12 protein-coding genes are annotated in these 16420 nt (G+C 43.3%); 6 read left to right on the forward strand and 6 right to left on the reverse strand.

The genetic code is table 11. The annotated features are described in order from the left end of the window. Positions 1-27: 27 nt before the first annotated feature. Both F947_RS09415 and F947_RS09420 read right to left on the reverse strand, forming a co-directional pair. On the reverse strand, positions 28-813 hold the full coding sequence (locus F947_RS09415; protein WP_004974929.1) for a crotonase/enoyl-CoA hydratase family protein: 786 nt from the start codon (positions 811-813) through the stop codon (positions 28-30). A gap of 196 nt (positions 814-1009) precedes the next feature. Beyond that, on the reverse strand, positions 1010-3826 hold the full coding sequence (locus tag F947_RS09420) for a GacS-like sensor histidine kinase (RefSeq protein ID WP_004974930.1): 2817 nt from the start codon (positions 3824-3826) through the stop codon (positions 1010-1012). 163 nt (positions 3827-3989) lie between these two features. On the opposite strand from F947_RS09420, the gene F947_RS09425 reads away from it, so the two are divergent. From F947_RS09425 to F947_RS09455, 6 genes are all read left to right on the forward strand, one after another. Next, entirely contained in the window at positions 3990-5051 is a 1062-nt protein-coding gene (locus F947_RS09425) for an RNA-guided endonuclease InsQ/TnpB family protein (protein ID WP_004974931.1), read from the forward strand. A gap of 273 nt (positions 5052-5324) precedes the next feature. Then, positions 5325-6257 carry a cysteine synthase CysM gene (gene cysM, locus F947_RS09435; protein WP_004974932.1) on the forward strand — a complete coding sequence of 311 codons (933 nt, stop codon included), beginning with the start codon at positions 5325-5327 and terminating at the stop codon, positions 6255-6257. Between the two features lie 35 nt (positions 6258-6292). Next, positions 6293-7168: a 3'-5' exonuclease gene (locus F947_RS09440; protein WP_004974933.1), complete on the forward strand. Its 876-nt coding sequence runs from the start codon at positions 6293-6295 to the stop codon at positions 7166-7168. 6 nt (positions 7169-7174) lie between these two features. After that, a complete protein-coding gene (gene rlmD, locus F947_RS09445) occupies positions 7175-8566 on the forward strand; it encodes a 23S rRNA (uracil(1939)-C(5))-methyltransferase RlmD (RefSeq protein ID WP_004974934.1) in 1392 nt (463 codons plus the stop codon). 29 nt (positions 8567-8595) lie between these two features. Then, complete coding sequence (locus tag F947_RS09450; protein WP_004974935.1) at positions 8596-10902, forward strand: RelA/SpoT family protein; 2307 nt, start codon at positions 8596-8598, stop codon at positions 10900-10902. Between the two features lie 75 nt (positions 10903-10977). Beyond that, complete coding sequence (locus F947_RS09455; protein WP_004974936.1) at positions 10978-11631, forward strand: 4'-phosphopantetheinyl transferase family protein; 654 nt, start codon at positions 10978-10980, stop codon at positions 11629-11631. A 90-nt stretch (positions 11632-11721) separates the two neighbouring features. Here F947_RS09455 and secF read toward each other — a convergent pair whose 3' ends face one another. From secF to tgt, 4 genes are all read right to left on the reverse strand, one after another. Then, positions 11722-12699: a protein translocase subunit SecF gene (secF, locus tag F947_RS09460; RefSeq protein WP_171062595.1), complete on the reverse strand. Its 978-nt coding sequence runs from the start codon at positions 12697-12699 to the stop codon at positions 11722-11724. 8 nt (positions 12700-12707) lie between these two features. After that, entirely contained in the window at positions 12708-14603 is a 1896-nt protein-coding gene (secD, locus tag F947_RS09465) for a protein translocase subunit SecD (RefSeq protein WP_004974938.1), read from the reverse strand. A 51-nt stretch (positions 14604-14654) separates the two neighbouring features. Beyond that, positions 14655-14984, reverse strand: coding sequence for a preprotein translocase subunit YajC (gene yajC / locus F947_RS09470; RefSeq protein WP_004974939.1), 330 nt, complete (start codon positions 14982-14984; stop codon positions 14655-14657). 103 nt (positions 14985-15087) lie between these two features. Then, entirely contained in the window at positions 15088-16218 is a 1131-nt protein-coding gene (gene tgt, locus F947_RS09475; protein WP_004974942.1) for a tRNA guanosine(34) transglycosylase Tgt, read from the reverse strand. Positions 16219-16420: the final 202 nt, after the last annotated feature.

Raw genomic sequence — 16420 nt, forward strand, 5'->3', positions numbered from 1 at the left:
GTCAAAGTCTGTTGTGTTTGAACTGAATCAAAACTGACGCGGTGCAAAGGTCACTTCAGGGTTCTTGTCCTTTTTACGTGCCAGTTGGCTATTTTTACCCAGCAATAATTTTAATTGCCAAATTTTTTCTAAACGTAAAGATTTATTTGGCGCATGTTCCATAGCATCCAGCACTTGTTTGGCTGCAGCCAATGCATCTGGGGAGCGCTGTGCAATTTCTTCGGCAAGAGCTTGTGCTTTTTGTAAAGGTGTTGCATCTAAATGCGTGACCAAGCCAATTTCTTTGGCATAGTTGGCATCAAAAATACGTGCAGTTAAGGTCAGTTCTTTGGCAAGGTCTAAACCAATTAAACCTTTTAATGAACGGCTTAGCCCCATATCAGGCACTAAGCCCCAACGGCTTTCCATAATCGACATTTGCGTGTCAGGATGCGCGATACGAATATCTGCAGCCAAAGCCAATTGCATCCCTGCGCCAAAACAATACCCTTCAATTGCAGCAATTACAGGTACAGGCAATTGTTGCCAAACGAGAAATGCTTTTTGAAACAGGCTTTGCCCTGGCTTAATTAATTCCCAAGCCGCAAATGCACGGTTTTGTGGATTGTTGAGGTCGGCCAAGTCAATGCCTGCACTAAATACCTTTGCTTCGCCTGTTAAAATTACACAACGTAAGCTGCGGTCTTTTTTAAGTTTTTCGGCAGTCCGCACCAATTCTTTAAGTAGGGCAAAACTCATGGCATTGCGTTTGTCTGGGCGGTTCAGGGAAACTGTGGCGATGCCGTTATTTTTTTCGATACGAAGTAAGGTCATGATGTGAGCTCTTGTTTTTACTGGGCAAAGCATAACATGGGCAGCAGTGCGATAAATGACAGCAGAGTCACGGCAAAGCCTTGCGACCTTGCCTTTGATTACGTGACTTTTTTTTGTGAATAGTGCTGGGTGAGTCGTGCTTACAAACTGTATCTTCTCGTTGAGGCGTTCGCGGTGAATGTCACTTTGATGTTGGCTAACTCACCGCATTATGTTTGGTAAAAATGTGTTCTGCCGCATGTTCAACTTGCTGTATACAGGTTTGTAATTCCTGATAACGGTTTAAGACCTCTTGCACAAACAGATCATCGGCTTTACGACGTTCTTTACGTAAGGTCGAAACAAACTGTTCAAATGAGCCTGTTACTTCTTGCAGGTTCGGTGTGCCAACATAGCGGGTCGCACCATACAGACGATGCAACACATGCTCGAGTTGTGGGAAATCTTCCAGTTCAATCAGCTGTTCAATTTCATGTAATTCTGTGGCAAAGCTATCCACTAGCATTTTCAGTAAATCCACTGCAAGGTCTTCTTTGTTGGCTGCCAGCATTAGGCTTTGTTGCCAATCCAACACCTGTGGATCTAGCGCTTCAATCACAATGGCTTTATCGACTGCAGGTGGCTTATTAAAACTTTGCGTGGTCCAATGGGTTAAAATTTGGATGATTTGTTCAATCTGAATCGGTTTGGTGACATAGTCATCCATACCGACTTTGAGTAATTTTTGCTTTTCATCGGCAAGAGCATGCGCGGTGAGGGCAATAATAGGTAAGCGTTTGTGATTTTCCAAAGTTGATTCTAAAGAACGAATCGCACGAGTGGTATCTACCCCCGACATCACAGGCATTTGAATATCCATAAAGATCAGGTCAAATGGTTGCTGTCCCTGTTCGATACGTTGCTGCAAAATTCCCAACGCTTCCTGACCGCTTTGCGCTTTGGTGGTGGTCACATTCAGTTCGCCTAACAAGGCTTCGAGTACAATCAGGTTTGGTAGATGGTCATCCACCGCTAAAATGTGCAGGCCTTTACCATCAAATGATGCAGAATCCTGTTCATCAAAACTGTTTTCATTGTTAAGTAAGTCAATTAAGGCGGAACGACTGAGTGGTTGATACAAAGCCCGCGCACGATATTCATTTAACAGACTTGGGTCTAGCGCCATTTGATAGCCATACACTGCCAAGTTACCTTGATAACGGGTACGAATTTCTTTTAATAAAGCTTCGGTGTCGCCACTATGATCAACAATCAACCAAGTATTGTCTTGCAGGTCGGATACATCTTTTAAGCGGCTAAATAAATCTAAAATTGAAGCGGCTTCAATATGTCGCACCGCATAATTTTCAAGATAATGACGCAAGACATTCGCTGTGGCAGGGTGCGCCAAATACGACACCACCTGAATCTCTTTAAAGTTTGGATGCTGCTGTGCATGCGCTTCATCTACCGCAAACATGGCAGTAAACCAGAAGGTCGAGCCTTTTTCGGTTGGGGCGCGTTCCTGATTGTCTTCAAAGCCAATTTGACCTTGCATCAAATGCACCAACTGTTTGGAAATGGCCAAACCTAAACCTGTACCACCAAATTGACGCGTGACCGAAGTATCACCTTGAGAGAAAGACTCAAACAATTTTTTACGGTCTGTACCGCTTAAGCCAATGCCACTGTCTTGGACGCTAAAGTGAATTAAGCATTGTCCAATATCGTCATGTTCTACCCGCGCCCGTACAATAATTTCACCATCGGGGGTGAATTTAATCGCATTGGAAATTAAATTGGTTAAAATTTGCTTGAAACGTAAAGCATCGCCCAGCACATATTGCGGCACGTTATCGGCAAAATAAAAGGCCATGTTGATGTGTTTTTGCGCAGCCAAAGGCGAGAGCATATCCATCACATCAAAAATGGCTTCTTCTAAATCAAAGGGTGCGGTATCCAGTTCCAGTTTGCCTGCATCAATTTTAGAAAAATCCAATACGTCATTAATGAGTGCTAAAAGATGCGCCGATGATTTACGAATGGTCTGTAAATATAAATTCTGTTCATTGCTAAGATTTTCCTGACGCAATAACAGGTGAATAAAGCCATCAATACTGTTCAGTGGTGTTCTGAGTTCGTGGCTGATGTTAGCTAAAAATACCGATTTAGACTGGTTGGCAGAAATCGCTTGGTCACGTGCCTGACGATAAGTGATGTTTTGCACTTCCAAAGTATCGAGGGTGCGGCGCAAGTCATCTTCGGTTTGTTCGGTATGTTCTTTGAGTTCTAAAAAGCTGAAATGCAGGCGTTTTACCACATTGGCAATATCCCGCTGCAGTAAGCGTAATTCGCCAGTACTGTTAATGACCATGTGTTGATCGAGCGTATCGGCATTCAGGCGTTGTAGCTGCATGCGAATTTCATACATGGGTGCAATCCAGCGTCGTGAATAGAAATTCAGACACAGCAATAACAACAACAGGGTCAGCAAGCCTGTGGCAATTAATACAATCATGACCCGATAACGGGCAATTTGTAATGGCTGATTGTCCAGTTCAATCAGCAACCATGCAGGACGGTTGATGTCTTGCTGAATTTGCATGCCGTACACATGATTATTTTTATACAGAATTGGGCCAAAAAAATCGGCATTTTTAGGGAATTTGGGCCATTCGGCTTGGTCTTGAAAGCCCATGCTTAAACGGCGTGTACCAGAAGCATCAATCAGTGCAGTACGAATCAAGTGCTTTTCGTTCATCATGTTTTGCATAAAAGTACGTGCTTCTTCGTACTTCCACGGAAAGCTAGCCAGTTGATGCAAAGCTGCTTCAGATGGCAACTCAAAACGGGTCAAAATCGCAATTGCCATTTGTCGCTGCTGTGCTTTTGCGGCATTCGAGGTTTCAGATAAAACTAGCATCGTGCCGACGCATGCCAAAACCATAATTGGCACAAAAATAAGTGCAATCAGCTGTCCATAAGCATGATTTAAATGTAAGCGCTTAAATAACTTTTTATTGATATTTGACATGGTTAACGCAGTTTAATCCCTATGTTTGGCAGTTTAGCATGCTTTATCAAATGGAGCGTAAAACTCAGTCCTTCAGGTCAGAGATATAAGCGACACGACATGAAGTGTCGTTTGATTTAACTAAGGGCTATTTTCCTTGAGTTTTGATTGTTAATATAAGTACATGAAAACCCTTAAATTACGTATAAAAGACAAACATTGCAAGGTGTTAGACCAACTAGCATCAGAAGTGAACTTCGTCTGGAATTATGTCAATGATTTAGGGTTTAGGCATTTGAAGCGGAAAGGTGAATTTCTCTCTGCTTTTGATATTGCCAAATATACGAAAGGCACATCCAAAGAATGTAATTTACATAGTCAAACCATTCAGGCTGTAACTGAAGAATTAGTCACCCGAAGAAAGCAATTTAAAAAGGCAAAGCTGAAATGGCGTGTCAGCAATAAAAAATCAGCAAGGCGCTCTTTGGGATGGGTTCCCTTTAAAAAGGTGGCTATCAAATATGCCACTGGATATGTCCAGTATGGAAAACACCAATTTAAGCTTTGGGATAGCTACGGTTTAAGCAAATACACGTTAAAAACAGGTTCATTTGTAGAGGATAGCCGTGGGCGTTGGTATGTATGTCTTGTTGTTGAATCGCCTAAGCAAGATAAATCGACAGCAACCAAATCGATTGGTATTGATCTAGGCTTAAAAGATATTGCCACCTGTTCTGATGGCACTGTAATTTCAAATCCAAAATTCTATCGAAAATATGAGCAGACATTAGGTATTGCTCAGAGAGCCAGGAATAAGAAGCGTGTTCGTGCATTACACGCCAAGATTGCAAATAGTCGAAAAGATCATTTGCATAAAGCAAGCACCAAGCTTGTGAATGAAAATGCATTGATTATTGTAGGTGACTTGAGTGCTAAAAAATTAGTAAAAACCAAAATGGCAAAATCTGTTTTGGATACAGGATTTTCGGCACTAAAAACAATGCTCAAGTATAAATGCGAGAACGCAGGCGTATTGTTTGAAGAAGTCCAAGAAGCCTATACCACCCAAATCTGTTTGTGCTGCGGTGAGATCACCTCAAGTAGTCCCAAAGGTAGTACAGATCTTGGAATAAGAGAATGGGAGTGCATGAGCTGTGGTACAGTTCATGATCGAGATATAAACTCAGCTCTAAACATTCTTGCGCTTGGGCATAAGCGTCTAGCTGTAGGAATCACCCTCTTTTAAGGGGGGGGAGGATGTCAATTCTCCTGACTGTGTTTTCATCTGTTTGGTGCGAGTGGTTCAGCTACATCTCGCAATCAATCGGTGTGCATTTTTTTGCATCCATCCCGCAAAAGACAATCTGAAATTGTGTTCATCTTGCCTAGAATTGTGTAGGCAGTGAGTGATGCATAAATTGTCGGCAGAGTATTGCTGTTTTGATAAAAAGCCTGTGAAAAACGTGCAGGAAGGTGCAAATTTTCATACAATAAGCCCACCTTGATATTGGTGCAGAGCATGCTTGATACCCAATCAGATTTCCAAAGTGATGAATTTTTGTTAGATCATTATGTGGGCAAAACCCCATTGGTGCGTTTGCAGCGTTTGGCAAGTCATACGCAGGCAACGGTTTTGGCAAAACTGGAAGGCAATAACCCTGCGGGTTCTGTTAAAGATCGTCCTGCCTACAACATGATTATGCAGGCAGAAAAACGCGGTGAAATTCAACCAGGCGATACTTTAATTGAGGCAACCAGTGGCAATACCGGCATTGCTTTGGCGATGGTTGCAGCTATGCGTGGCTATAAAATGCAGCTGATCATGCCTGATAATATGAGCCAAGAACGTAAAGATGCCATGCGTGCCTATGGTGCAGAATTGATTGAAGTGACCAAAGCACAAGGCATGGAAGGCGCACGCGATTTGGCTTTGCAAATGCAGAGAGAAGGCAAAGGCTTGGTGCTGAACCAATTTGGGAATCCAGATAATGTTGAAGCACATTACCTGACCACAGGGCCTGAAATTTGGCAGCAAACGGGCGGTAAAATTACCCACTTTGTCAGCTCTATGGGCACAACAGGCACCATTATGGGGGTGTCTAAATACTTAAAAGAACAAAATCCAGAGATTCAAATTATTGGTTTACAACCTTCAGATGGTTCAAGTATTGCAGGGATTCGCCGTTGGCCTGAAGCATATTTACCAACCATTTTTGACCGTAGTCGTGTTGATCGTATTATTGATATTCCGCAAATTGAAGCGGAAAAAACCATGCGTAAACTGGCGCAAAAAGAAGGCATCAGCGCAGGCACATCATCGGGCGGTGCGGTTTGGGCGGCATTAAAAATTGCTGAAGAAAATCCAGATGCAGTCATCGTGTGTATTATTTGTGACCGTGGTGACCGTTATTTATCGACAGGTTTATTCTCTGTTCAAGATACTGAATCGTGATATTCATTTTTCTATCACCCATTGAGTAAGATTTTATGCGTTTACCTGTGCTGATTTTCGATATAGAAACCGTTACCGATTTGAAGTCAGGCGCGCATTTATATCAACTTGATTTACCCGAAGCAGAGCTTGAACAAGCTTTAATGAAGCTGCGTCGCCAAGAAGCGGGCACCGATTTTCAGCGTTTGCCTTTGCATGAAATTGTGTGTATTTCAGGCTTGTGGATTGATGAACACGGCATGAAGCTGTTTTCCTTTAGCCGTGAACATGACAGCGAAGCGACAATGCTGAAAAAGTTTTTGTCTATTTTTGATAAGCGTCATCCGACTTTGGTCAGTTGGAACGGTTCGCAGTTTGACTTGCCAGTGATTTTATTCCGCGCCATGTATCACGGGCTGTCTGCACCAAGTTTATTTGATCAGGGCGAGATTGATCAGCAAAAGCGCTATAACAATTATCAAAACCGTTACCATCAGCGTCATGTCGATTTAATGGATGTGATGGCAATGTTTAATGGTCGTCATTTTCAAAAGTTGGATGACATTGCGTATTTGCTAGGTTTTCCGGGTAAACGTGTAGATGCGGGCTATCATGTTCCTGCATTTATGCAAAGCGGCGAATGGTCAAGGCTGACGCGTTATTGTGAAGGCGATGTCTTAAATACTTGGTTGATTTATTTGCGTTGGCTGCTGCTCAAAGGGCAATTGCTGCTTGAAGAGCATACTTTATGGGTACAGCACACCATTCAATATTTGCATACTCAGCCGCAGCATGCAGACTTTTTAAGCGTGTGGCAACATAGTTCGCAGCAAACTGAATTTACCCGTACAGATTTTCCTGAACAAAGTGTCACCACGCCTTCAAATGAATCCGTGATGCCTTTTCAATCTTCCCCATCTTCCGATATTTAGACTGATATGAAACATCGCAGTAAAAACCGTACCACGCAGCAGGCTGAATATTGCTTTCAGGTGGAATCGTTGTCACATGAAGGGCGCGGGATTGCACACTACACAGCTCAGTCGGGTCATCCAGCCGAGAAGCAGGGGAAAACAGTTTTTATAGAGGGCGCATTGCCTGGTGAAACAGTACGCGCCAAAATTACGCATAGTAACAAACGCTTAGAAGAAGCCGAGTGTCTAGAAGTGCTGGGTGAGCCTTCGACATTACGGGTTACGCCACAATGTCCACATTATCAGCGTTGCGGTGGTTGTAGCATGCAGCATATTCAGTTGGATGAGCAGATTCATCTCAAACAACAGGTGTTGCAGTCGCATCTGCAACATTTTGCGCAAATTCAGCCTGAAGAATGGTTAGCGCCTTTGCGTTCACAGCGTGAAGATTATCGCCGCAAAGCCCGTGTTGGGGTGCGTTATATTGCCAGTCAAGACAAATTGGTGGTCGGTTTTCGTGAGCGCAATAGCAATAAACTGACCTCAATTGACCGCTGTATGGTGTTGGATCAGGCATTTGGTTCGTTAACACGAATCAAGCAGCTACTCCAAAGTCTAACAGGCAAGGCCCATATTGGTCATATAGAATTGGCGATGGGAGATCAAGAGATTGCTTTGGTGGTGCGACATACAGAACAACTATCTGTAGCCGATATCAACCAGTTACAGCAGTTTGCGTTAAAGAAACACTGGCAATTGTATTTGCAGCCTGAAGGTCCAGACAGTTTGCATCGGGTTGATGATCCGCATGCAGCAATGCGTTTGCATTATCGTTTAGATGATTTTGATGTGAATTTTGGCTTTCATCCCCAAGACTTTACCCAAGTCAATTCTACAATTAATCCACAAATGGTTAAGCTGGCATGTGATTTGCTTAACTTAAAATCAGGTGATCGGGTGCTTGATCTGTTTTGTGGATTAGGCAACTTTTCATTGCCGCTTGCACGTTGTGTAGGTGCAACAGGAAAGGTGGTTGCTGTAGAGGGTTCAGAGCAAATGGTGCAGCGTGGTGCAGAGAATGCACAACGTAATGATTTAGACAATGTTAAGTTTTATTCACAAGATTTAACAAAAGATTTTTCGCATCATTCTTGGGCAAATCAAGGATTTGAGGCATTATTAATTGACCCTCCGCGTTCAGGCGCAGAGGAAGTGATGTATTATGTGCCCAAATTTGGCGCAGATAGAATCGTTTATGTGTCTTGTAATCCAGCCACACTCGCAAGGGATGCAGGTGTATTGGTCAAGCAGGGCTATCAATTGAAAAAAGCAGGCGTGATGGATATGTTTCCGCATACGGGGCATGTCGAATCCATTGCCTTGTTTGAGAAAGAAAAGCAAATAAACGATTTATAATATGAAGTACATAGAGGTAGGAGAAGGGTATGGTCACAGTACGTGAACAACTTCCTGGACGTTTAAATGAACTGTCTGAGGAAACGACTGTAGAACATGCCGAGCAAGCCCGACAGGATTTAGCAGAATGGCTAGACCGAGTACGCGGGATTTACGATGGGGCGGCACTTGAACAATTAGAACGCGTTGCCAATTACACCCTGAAAAAAGAGCTGGAAACAGACGTCAGTCATCCATCGCATACCTTATATACAGGTATTGAGATGGCGAATATTTTAGCGCACTTGCATGTCGATGAAGACACTTTGTCTGCAGCCATGCTCTATCGTAGCGTGCGTGAAAATGTCATGCAGTTAGATGAAGTGCGTGAAGAATTTGGTGAAGCAGTTTATGGCTTGATCAAAGGCACCTTGTCGATGGGTAAGTTGTCTGAACTGATTGAGAAAAATAAGCGTTTAGAAGACCATTTTAATAATAACCAGCGTGAACATTTAACAGGCATTTATAAAATGCTGATTTCCATGACGGAAGATGTGCGCGTGGTGCTAATTAAACTGGCAGAACGTACCTATTCATTACGTGAGTTGGCAACCGCTTCCAAAGAACGTCAGGAGCGTGTGGCGCGAGAAATTTTAACCATTTACTCGCCATTGGCACACCGTTTAGGCATTGCCCAACTGAAATGGGAACTCGAAGATTTAGCCTTCCGTTATTTGGCGCCAGACCGTTATAAAGAAATTGCGACGTTACTGAATGAAAAGCGTTTGGAGCGTGAAAACTACATTCAAAACGTAATTGAGCAATTGCGTACAGAGCTGGGCAATAATGGTATTCATGCCGAAATTAGCGGGCGGGTGAAACACATTTATTCGATTTATCGAAAAATGAAGAGTAAAAACCTCAGCTTCGATCAGCTCTATGACATTCGTGCTGTACGTGTTTTGGTGAAAACCATTCCAGAGTGTTACCACTCTTTGGGCATCGTACATCAATTGTGGCGGCATATTCCGCACCAGTTTGATGATTACATTACCAATCCAAAAGCCAATGGTTATCGCTCATTGCATACTGCCGTAATTGCAGAAAACAAGTCGCTTGAAGTGCAAATTCGTACCCTAGATATGCACGAAGAAGCCGAGCTTGGGGTATGTTCACACTTTAATTATAAAGAAGGTTCTAAAGCCACAGACCATTCGTTTAATCATCGTTTACATTCTTTGCGTTCTGTTTTGGAGCATTATCAGGAACGTAACGATGCCAGCGCACATAAAGAAGATGATGATTCTGAAAACTTTGAACAAATCCAAGAGTTTGAAGATTTTGAGAAAATTTATGTGTTCAGCCGTGATGGTGATATTAAAGAATTGCCACGTGGCTCAACGGTGCTGGACTTTGCTTATCATGTGCATACCGAAGTCGGCAATAAATGCTATGCCGCACGGGTCAATCAGCGCTATGTGCCGCTCACCTATACTTTAAAAACAGGCGAGCAGGTCGAGATTTTGACCAAAAAAGACCGTGAACCGAACCGTGATTGGTTGGTGAATTCTTTAGGTTATATTAAGACAGCACGTGCGCGCGATAAGCTGCGTCATTGGTTTAGACAGCAAGACCGCAGTAAAAATCTGGAAGTTGGGCGTGAAGTGCTCAATAAAGAATTGTCACGTTTGGCGATTCATCCAAAAAGTATTGATTTAAATGATTATTGCAATCACTTTAACGTCAAAACAGGTGAAGACATTCTGATTGGTTTGGTGAATGGTGATATTAGCCTGCATGCCTTAATTAATCAGGTCAATCGTCACATGCACTTAGATCAGGATGAACCTGAACTGGTGTTGAAGCCAACCTTGAACCCACGTGCCAGCCATACCTTATCGGCACATGGCATTTTGATTGATGGTTTGGATAACGTTGAACTGCATATCGCACAATGCTGTCAGCCTGTGCATGGTGAAGCGATTGCGGGGTATATTACCCTGAACCGTGGTGTGAGTATTCACAAAGTGGCGTGTTCGGACTATGTGCGTATGATTGGCAACGAACCTGAACGTGCGGTAGAAGCCGATTGGGAAATGCAGCCAACCCGTGGTCAAAGCGTGCAAATTGTGGTGGAAGCCTATGACCGCCGTGGTTTGCTCAAAGACTTAACCCAAGTGATTTTTGCCGATCAAATTAACATTCGTCAGGTGAATACTATTTCTGAAAGTGATGGTATCGCCAATATGAAATTGTTAATTGAAGTTAAAGGCTTGGCGCAACTTTCTCGTTTGTTGGCACGTTTAGAGCAGCAACCAGGGATTATCAGCGCACGTCGTTTGGTGCAAGGCAGCTAAGCGAGCACGCTTTAAAAAACCAGCATGTTTGCTGGTTTTTTTCTATCGTATTTCAGCCAAAATGGAGAAGGGCGGATGAATAAAACACCTAAAAAAATTTGTGTGAATGTTAGCCGCATTCAGCAGATTTTTAGTCCCGATCCAAGTGCTGTACGCAGTGAACAGATTCAACAGCAAAAACAGGCGATTTATCGGCATCGGAATCAATTGTTGTCTGGATACTTGGCACAAGATATTCAAAACAGCGATATTGAGCGTAACCTACATGGTAAACCATTTTTGACGGCATTCCCTCAATTGCAGTTTAACCATAGCCATAGCCGTCAACATTACGCTTTGGCAAGCAGCTTACAGGTGCAAGATCTAGGTATAGATGTTGAAGACTTAGAACGTAAGGTACGTTTTGATGCTTTGGCACAGCATGCGTTTCATCCCAATGAACTCCAATACTGGCAAGATTTGGAACACGACGCTGATTATTGGTTTCGTGTCTGGACAACTAAAGAAGCAGTGCTGAAAGCATCAGGTTTAGGGATTCGTTTAAGCCTGAATGAGTTGGATACTCGTATGCATCCCAATGCACAGGGCGGCATTTGTCATCATCCACAGATTGGGCATTTTGCCTATCAAAACTTTCGTTTATCAGATTGTATGTTGACCGTAGCATGGCGAGCAGCGCCATCTTGCGTAGGCTTTCAGTTTCCACAGATTCATATTATTCAGCATTAACATCGCAACGTCAGCGTAAATATCGCAATGCTAAGGCACAAAAAAGCCTATCCGAAGATAGGCTTGAATGTTGGTGTCAGCAGAAATGCATTAAGGAATTTCTTGCTCTTCACCTTCAAATTCAGGTTTGACTTGAACAATGAAGTCCTGACGGTTCAAACCGCGCCATAAGGCAAAGGCTGTACCAATGTAAATAGATGAATATGTTCCGACAAAGACACCCACAAACATCGCAATCGAGAACCATTTCAGACCATCACCACCCATGAGCATCATCGCGACTACAACCAATAATAGGGTCATAGAGGTGTGAATGGTACGACGTAAAGTTTCTGTCAGCGCAATGTTTACCACTTCAAGTGGTGTTGCACCACGGATTTTACGGAAGTTTTCACGAATACGGTCAGATACAACAATGTTATCGTTGAGTGAGAAGCCAATAATCGCCAATAACGCTGCCAATACAGTCAGGTCAAATGGCCATTGCATCATGGCAAAAATACCTAGTGTCACAATAATATCGTGGAACAATGACAGTACCGCTCCCATTGCCAGTTTGAATTCAAAGCGAATGGTGACATAAACCAACATCAATAACAGTGCTAAAGCCACAGCGCCCGCAGAACGCACGTATAGCTCATTACCGACTTGACCACCCACTACATCTACCTTTGGCACAGTTGCCGTGTTATTTGGTAGTTGTACCGCAGCAGTAATTGCTTTGGTTAAGTCTTCTGCTTCAACATCTTCTTGCACAGGCATACGTACCATTAGGTCGCGGTCTGAACCAAGCGTTTGTACTACAGGGTCGTTAAAGCCTGCTTTGACCAATGCGTTAGAAACATCGGTGGCTTTTACTGGATTGCTATAGTTGAGTTCTGCAGCAATACCCCCAGTAAAGTCCAAACCTAAGTTTAAACCTTTGGTGGCAATGAAGAATATACTGGCAACCGTTAATAGAATAGAAAGCAATGCCGCAGGCAAAGCAATCTTCATAAACGGAATCACGCGCTCATCATCAGGGCGGCCATATTTTTTTGAAGGCAGTTGAGTATTCTCAGTCATCAGTGATCTCCTTAAATGCTCAACTTTTTCAAGTTACGTTTTTTGCCGTAGATGATTTGTACAATTGCACGGGTCACTGTAATCGCAGTAAACATCGAGCAGACAATACCAATCATGAGCGTCACAGCAAAGCCTTTGATTGGGCCTGTACCAATCGCAAACAGAATGAATGCCACCAAGAATGTGGTTAAGTTCGAGTCGAAAATTGTGTTATACGCTCGGTCATAACCTGCCACAATGGCTTGTTTTGGCGAGGCACCCCACTTAATTTCTTCTCGTATTCGCTCACAAATCAAGACGTTGGCATCCACTGCCATACCAATGGTAATTACGATACCCGCAATACCCGGCAAGGTAAGTGATGCACCAATCCAAGACATGACGGTTAAAATCATGGCTAAGTTAAACACTAAAGCGAAGTTGGCAATCAGACCAAACAGACGGAAGAACACCACCATCCAGATTGCGACCAAAATGAAGCCAATCTGAGTCGACAATACGCCTTTATCAATGTTTTCTTGACCCAAGCTTGGGCCAATCACACGTTCTTCGACAAAGTACATTGGCGCTGCCAAAGCACCAGCACGAAGCATTAAGGCCAATTCAGAGGCTTCTTGTGGAGAATCTAGACCTGTAATACGGAACTGCGAACCCAATACTGCCTGAATGGTTGCAGCATTAATAACGACAGATTCGGTGTATGGCGTACGTACTTCAGTTTGTGTGCCATTTTCATCGGTCACATAGCTAATGCGTTGTTTGTTTTCAATAAACAATACCGCCATACGTTTACCCACAGCGTTACGCGTCGCATCTGCCATGAGTTTACCGCCCGCAGCATCAAGGGTAATGTTAACTTCTGCACCGCCTGTATCTTGGCTAAAACCACTCGACGCATTTTGAACACGCTCACCCGTTAAAATACGGCTGCGGTTCAATAATAATTGGCGACCACTGTCCAAAGATTCAAAGGCAAACGCTTCTGTGCCAGGTGGTACTGTACCTGTCGCCTGACCTGTGTACGGATCAATATATTGATCATTTAAGTCAGACACCAAACGGAATTCGAGGTTAGCAGTACGACCGAGTACACGCTTCGCTTCAGCCGTATCTTGTACGCCTGGCAATTCCACTACAATACGGTTGCTACCTTGAGTTTGTACCAAAGCTTCAGCCACACCTAACTCGTTAATACGGTTACGTAAAGTAGTTAAGTTCTGATTGACCGCATACGACTGAATTTCCTGTTTACGGACATCGGTATAGTTCAGACGTAAGCTAGAACCTTCTGTGGTGGCTACAGCTTGCTGTGTGTATTCATTGCCGTTACGACGCAAGAAATCCATCACTGCATCACGGTCTGCATTATTGGCAAACTGTAGGGTGATGGTGTTGTTATTCAGCGAAAGGCTATTAAATTTCAGCTTGTTGTCACGCAATTGACGGCGTAAATCGGTGGCTGAAGTTTCCATACGCTGGCTGATGGCCTTGTCCATATCCACTTCTAATAAGAAGTGCACACCACCACGTAAGTCCAGACCGAGTTTCATTGGTTTTGCACCAATTTTTTGTAGCCATTCTGGTGTGGTTGGCGCAAGGTTCAGTGCCACGACATAGTCATCACCTAAACCGCGACGTAAAGCTTCTTTGGCTTTGAGTTGGGCTTCTGAGGTGTCTAAACGCAACAATGCAGCATTGTTGGTAAAGCTGTTGTCATGACTGGCAATATTTTCTGATTGTAAAATTTGCTCTGCTTTTTGTATGATGCTTTGATCAATTTGGGTACCAGCTTTGGCACCTGAAATTTGAACAGCAGGTTCATCTGGATACAAGCTAGGCAGGGCATATAATGTACTCACCACAAGAACAACGAGGATGAGCAGATATTTCCATGCTGGGTAACGCATTTATTTTCTTCTTAAAATGAAAAAGTCGTGCGTGAGCACGACTCTTTTTGATTAGAGGTTGTTTAATGTGCCTTCAGGAAGAACTGAAATGACACTCGCGCGTTGTACTTTTACTTCTACACCACGGTTCAGCTCTACCACTGCAAAATCACCTTCAATTTTCGTGATTTTACCCATAAGACCACCTGCGAATACCACTTCACTGCCTACGCCCAAGCTTTCAATCAGTGTACGATGCTCTTTGGCACGCTTTGATTGTGGACGCCAAATCAGGAAGTAGAAAATTGCAATGAAGACTGCAATCATTAAAAGGTTAGCCACAAGGCTTGGTTGTTGTGCAGCTTCACCTGCTGCGTGAGCGGTCGAAATAAAAAGGCTCATTTCATTTTCCTAAACTAAAAACTGGCGATCAGTGATCTGATAATAAATTGGGTTTGTTCTGCAATTTACCTTGTCTTTTTACTCAGCGCAAATACTGAAAAGACTAATCTTCAGGACAAGGCGGTACTTCTAGGCCACGACGGGCATAAAAGTCCTGTACAAATTCATCGAAAGTGCCGTTATCTAAGGCATTGCGAATATCTTGGGTAAAGCGTTGGTAATAACGTAAGTTATGAATAGTGCCCAACATTGACCCCAACATTTCGCCACATTTTTCTAAATGAAACAAATAAGCGCGGGTAAAGTTCTTGCAAGTATAGCAATCACAATGCGGATCGAGCGGGCTTTGGTCATGACGATACTTACTGTTACGAATACGCACCAAGCCATCGGTTACAAAGTAATGACCATTGCGCGCATTACGGGTTGGCATCACGCAGTCGAACATATCGACGCCACGACGAATTGCTTCCACAATATCTTCTGGCTTGCCGACGCCCATCAAATAACGTGGTTTATCTTCTGGCATTTTAGCTGGCAAATAATCCAGTACTTTGATCATTTCTTCTTTCGGTTCACCCACCGAAAGACCGCCAATGGCATAACCATCAAAACCAATTTCAAGTAAGCCGTTTAAAGATTCAACACGTAAATCTTCGTACATACCGCCTTGAATAATCCCGAACAGCGCGTTGCTGTTTTGTAGTTCATCATGGTGATGGGTTTTACAGCGTTTTGCCCAGCGTAAAGACAATTGCAAAGATTTTTGCGCTTCTTCATGTGTTGCAGGATAAGGCGTACATTCGTCAAAAATCATCACGATGTCAGAGTTCAAGGTTTTTTGAATTTCCATCGAGATTTCTGGCGAAAGAAAAACCTTTGAGCCATCAATAGGCGAACGGAAGGTCACACCTTCTTCTTTAATTTTACGCATTGCGCCTAAGCTAAACACCTGAAAGCCACCAGAGTCAGTCAAAATAGGCTTATCCCATTTGATGAATTCATGTAGACCGCCGTGTTGCTGAATCACTTCTAGCCCTGGACGCAAATATAAATGAAAGGTATTGCCTAAAATAACCTGTGCCTGAATTTCTTCAATATCGCGTGGCAGCATGCCTTTGACTGTGCCATACGTCCCCACAGGCATAAACACAGGGGTTTCTACCACACCATGAGCAAGTGTTAAACGACCACGACGGGCGCGCCCCGACTGACCTAATTTCTCAAACTTCATATATGTTCCAAATCAAGGCGAAAAAACAGTTCGCTGATTGTTCGTGCTAAAAGTGCAATATTTTCCTAGATTCTGCACGGAATTGCCAGTTGAGATACGTTTTCCTTGGTAAAAATTGCGAGTAAATATTTTGTTCAAATCCATTGTGCTTACATGGCGTAAAATTGCTGAATACGTTGGGTAATTTCTTTATGTAAGGCAA

The sequence above is a fragment of the Acinetobacter towneri DSM 14962 = CIP 107472 genome (assembly GCF_000368785.1).
Taxonomy (GTDB): Bacteria; Pseudomonadota; Gammaproteobacteria; order Pseudomonadales; family Moraxellaceae; genus Acinetobacter; species Acinetobacter towneri.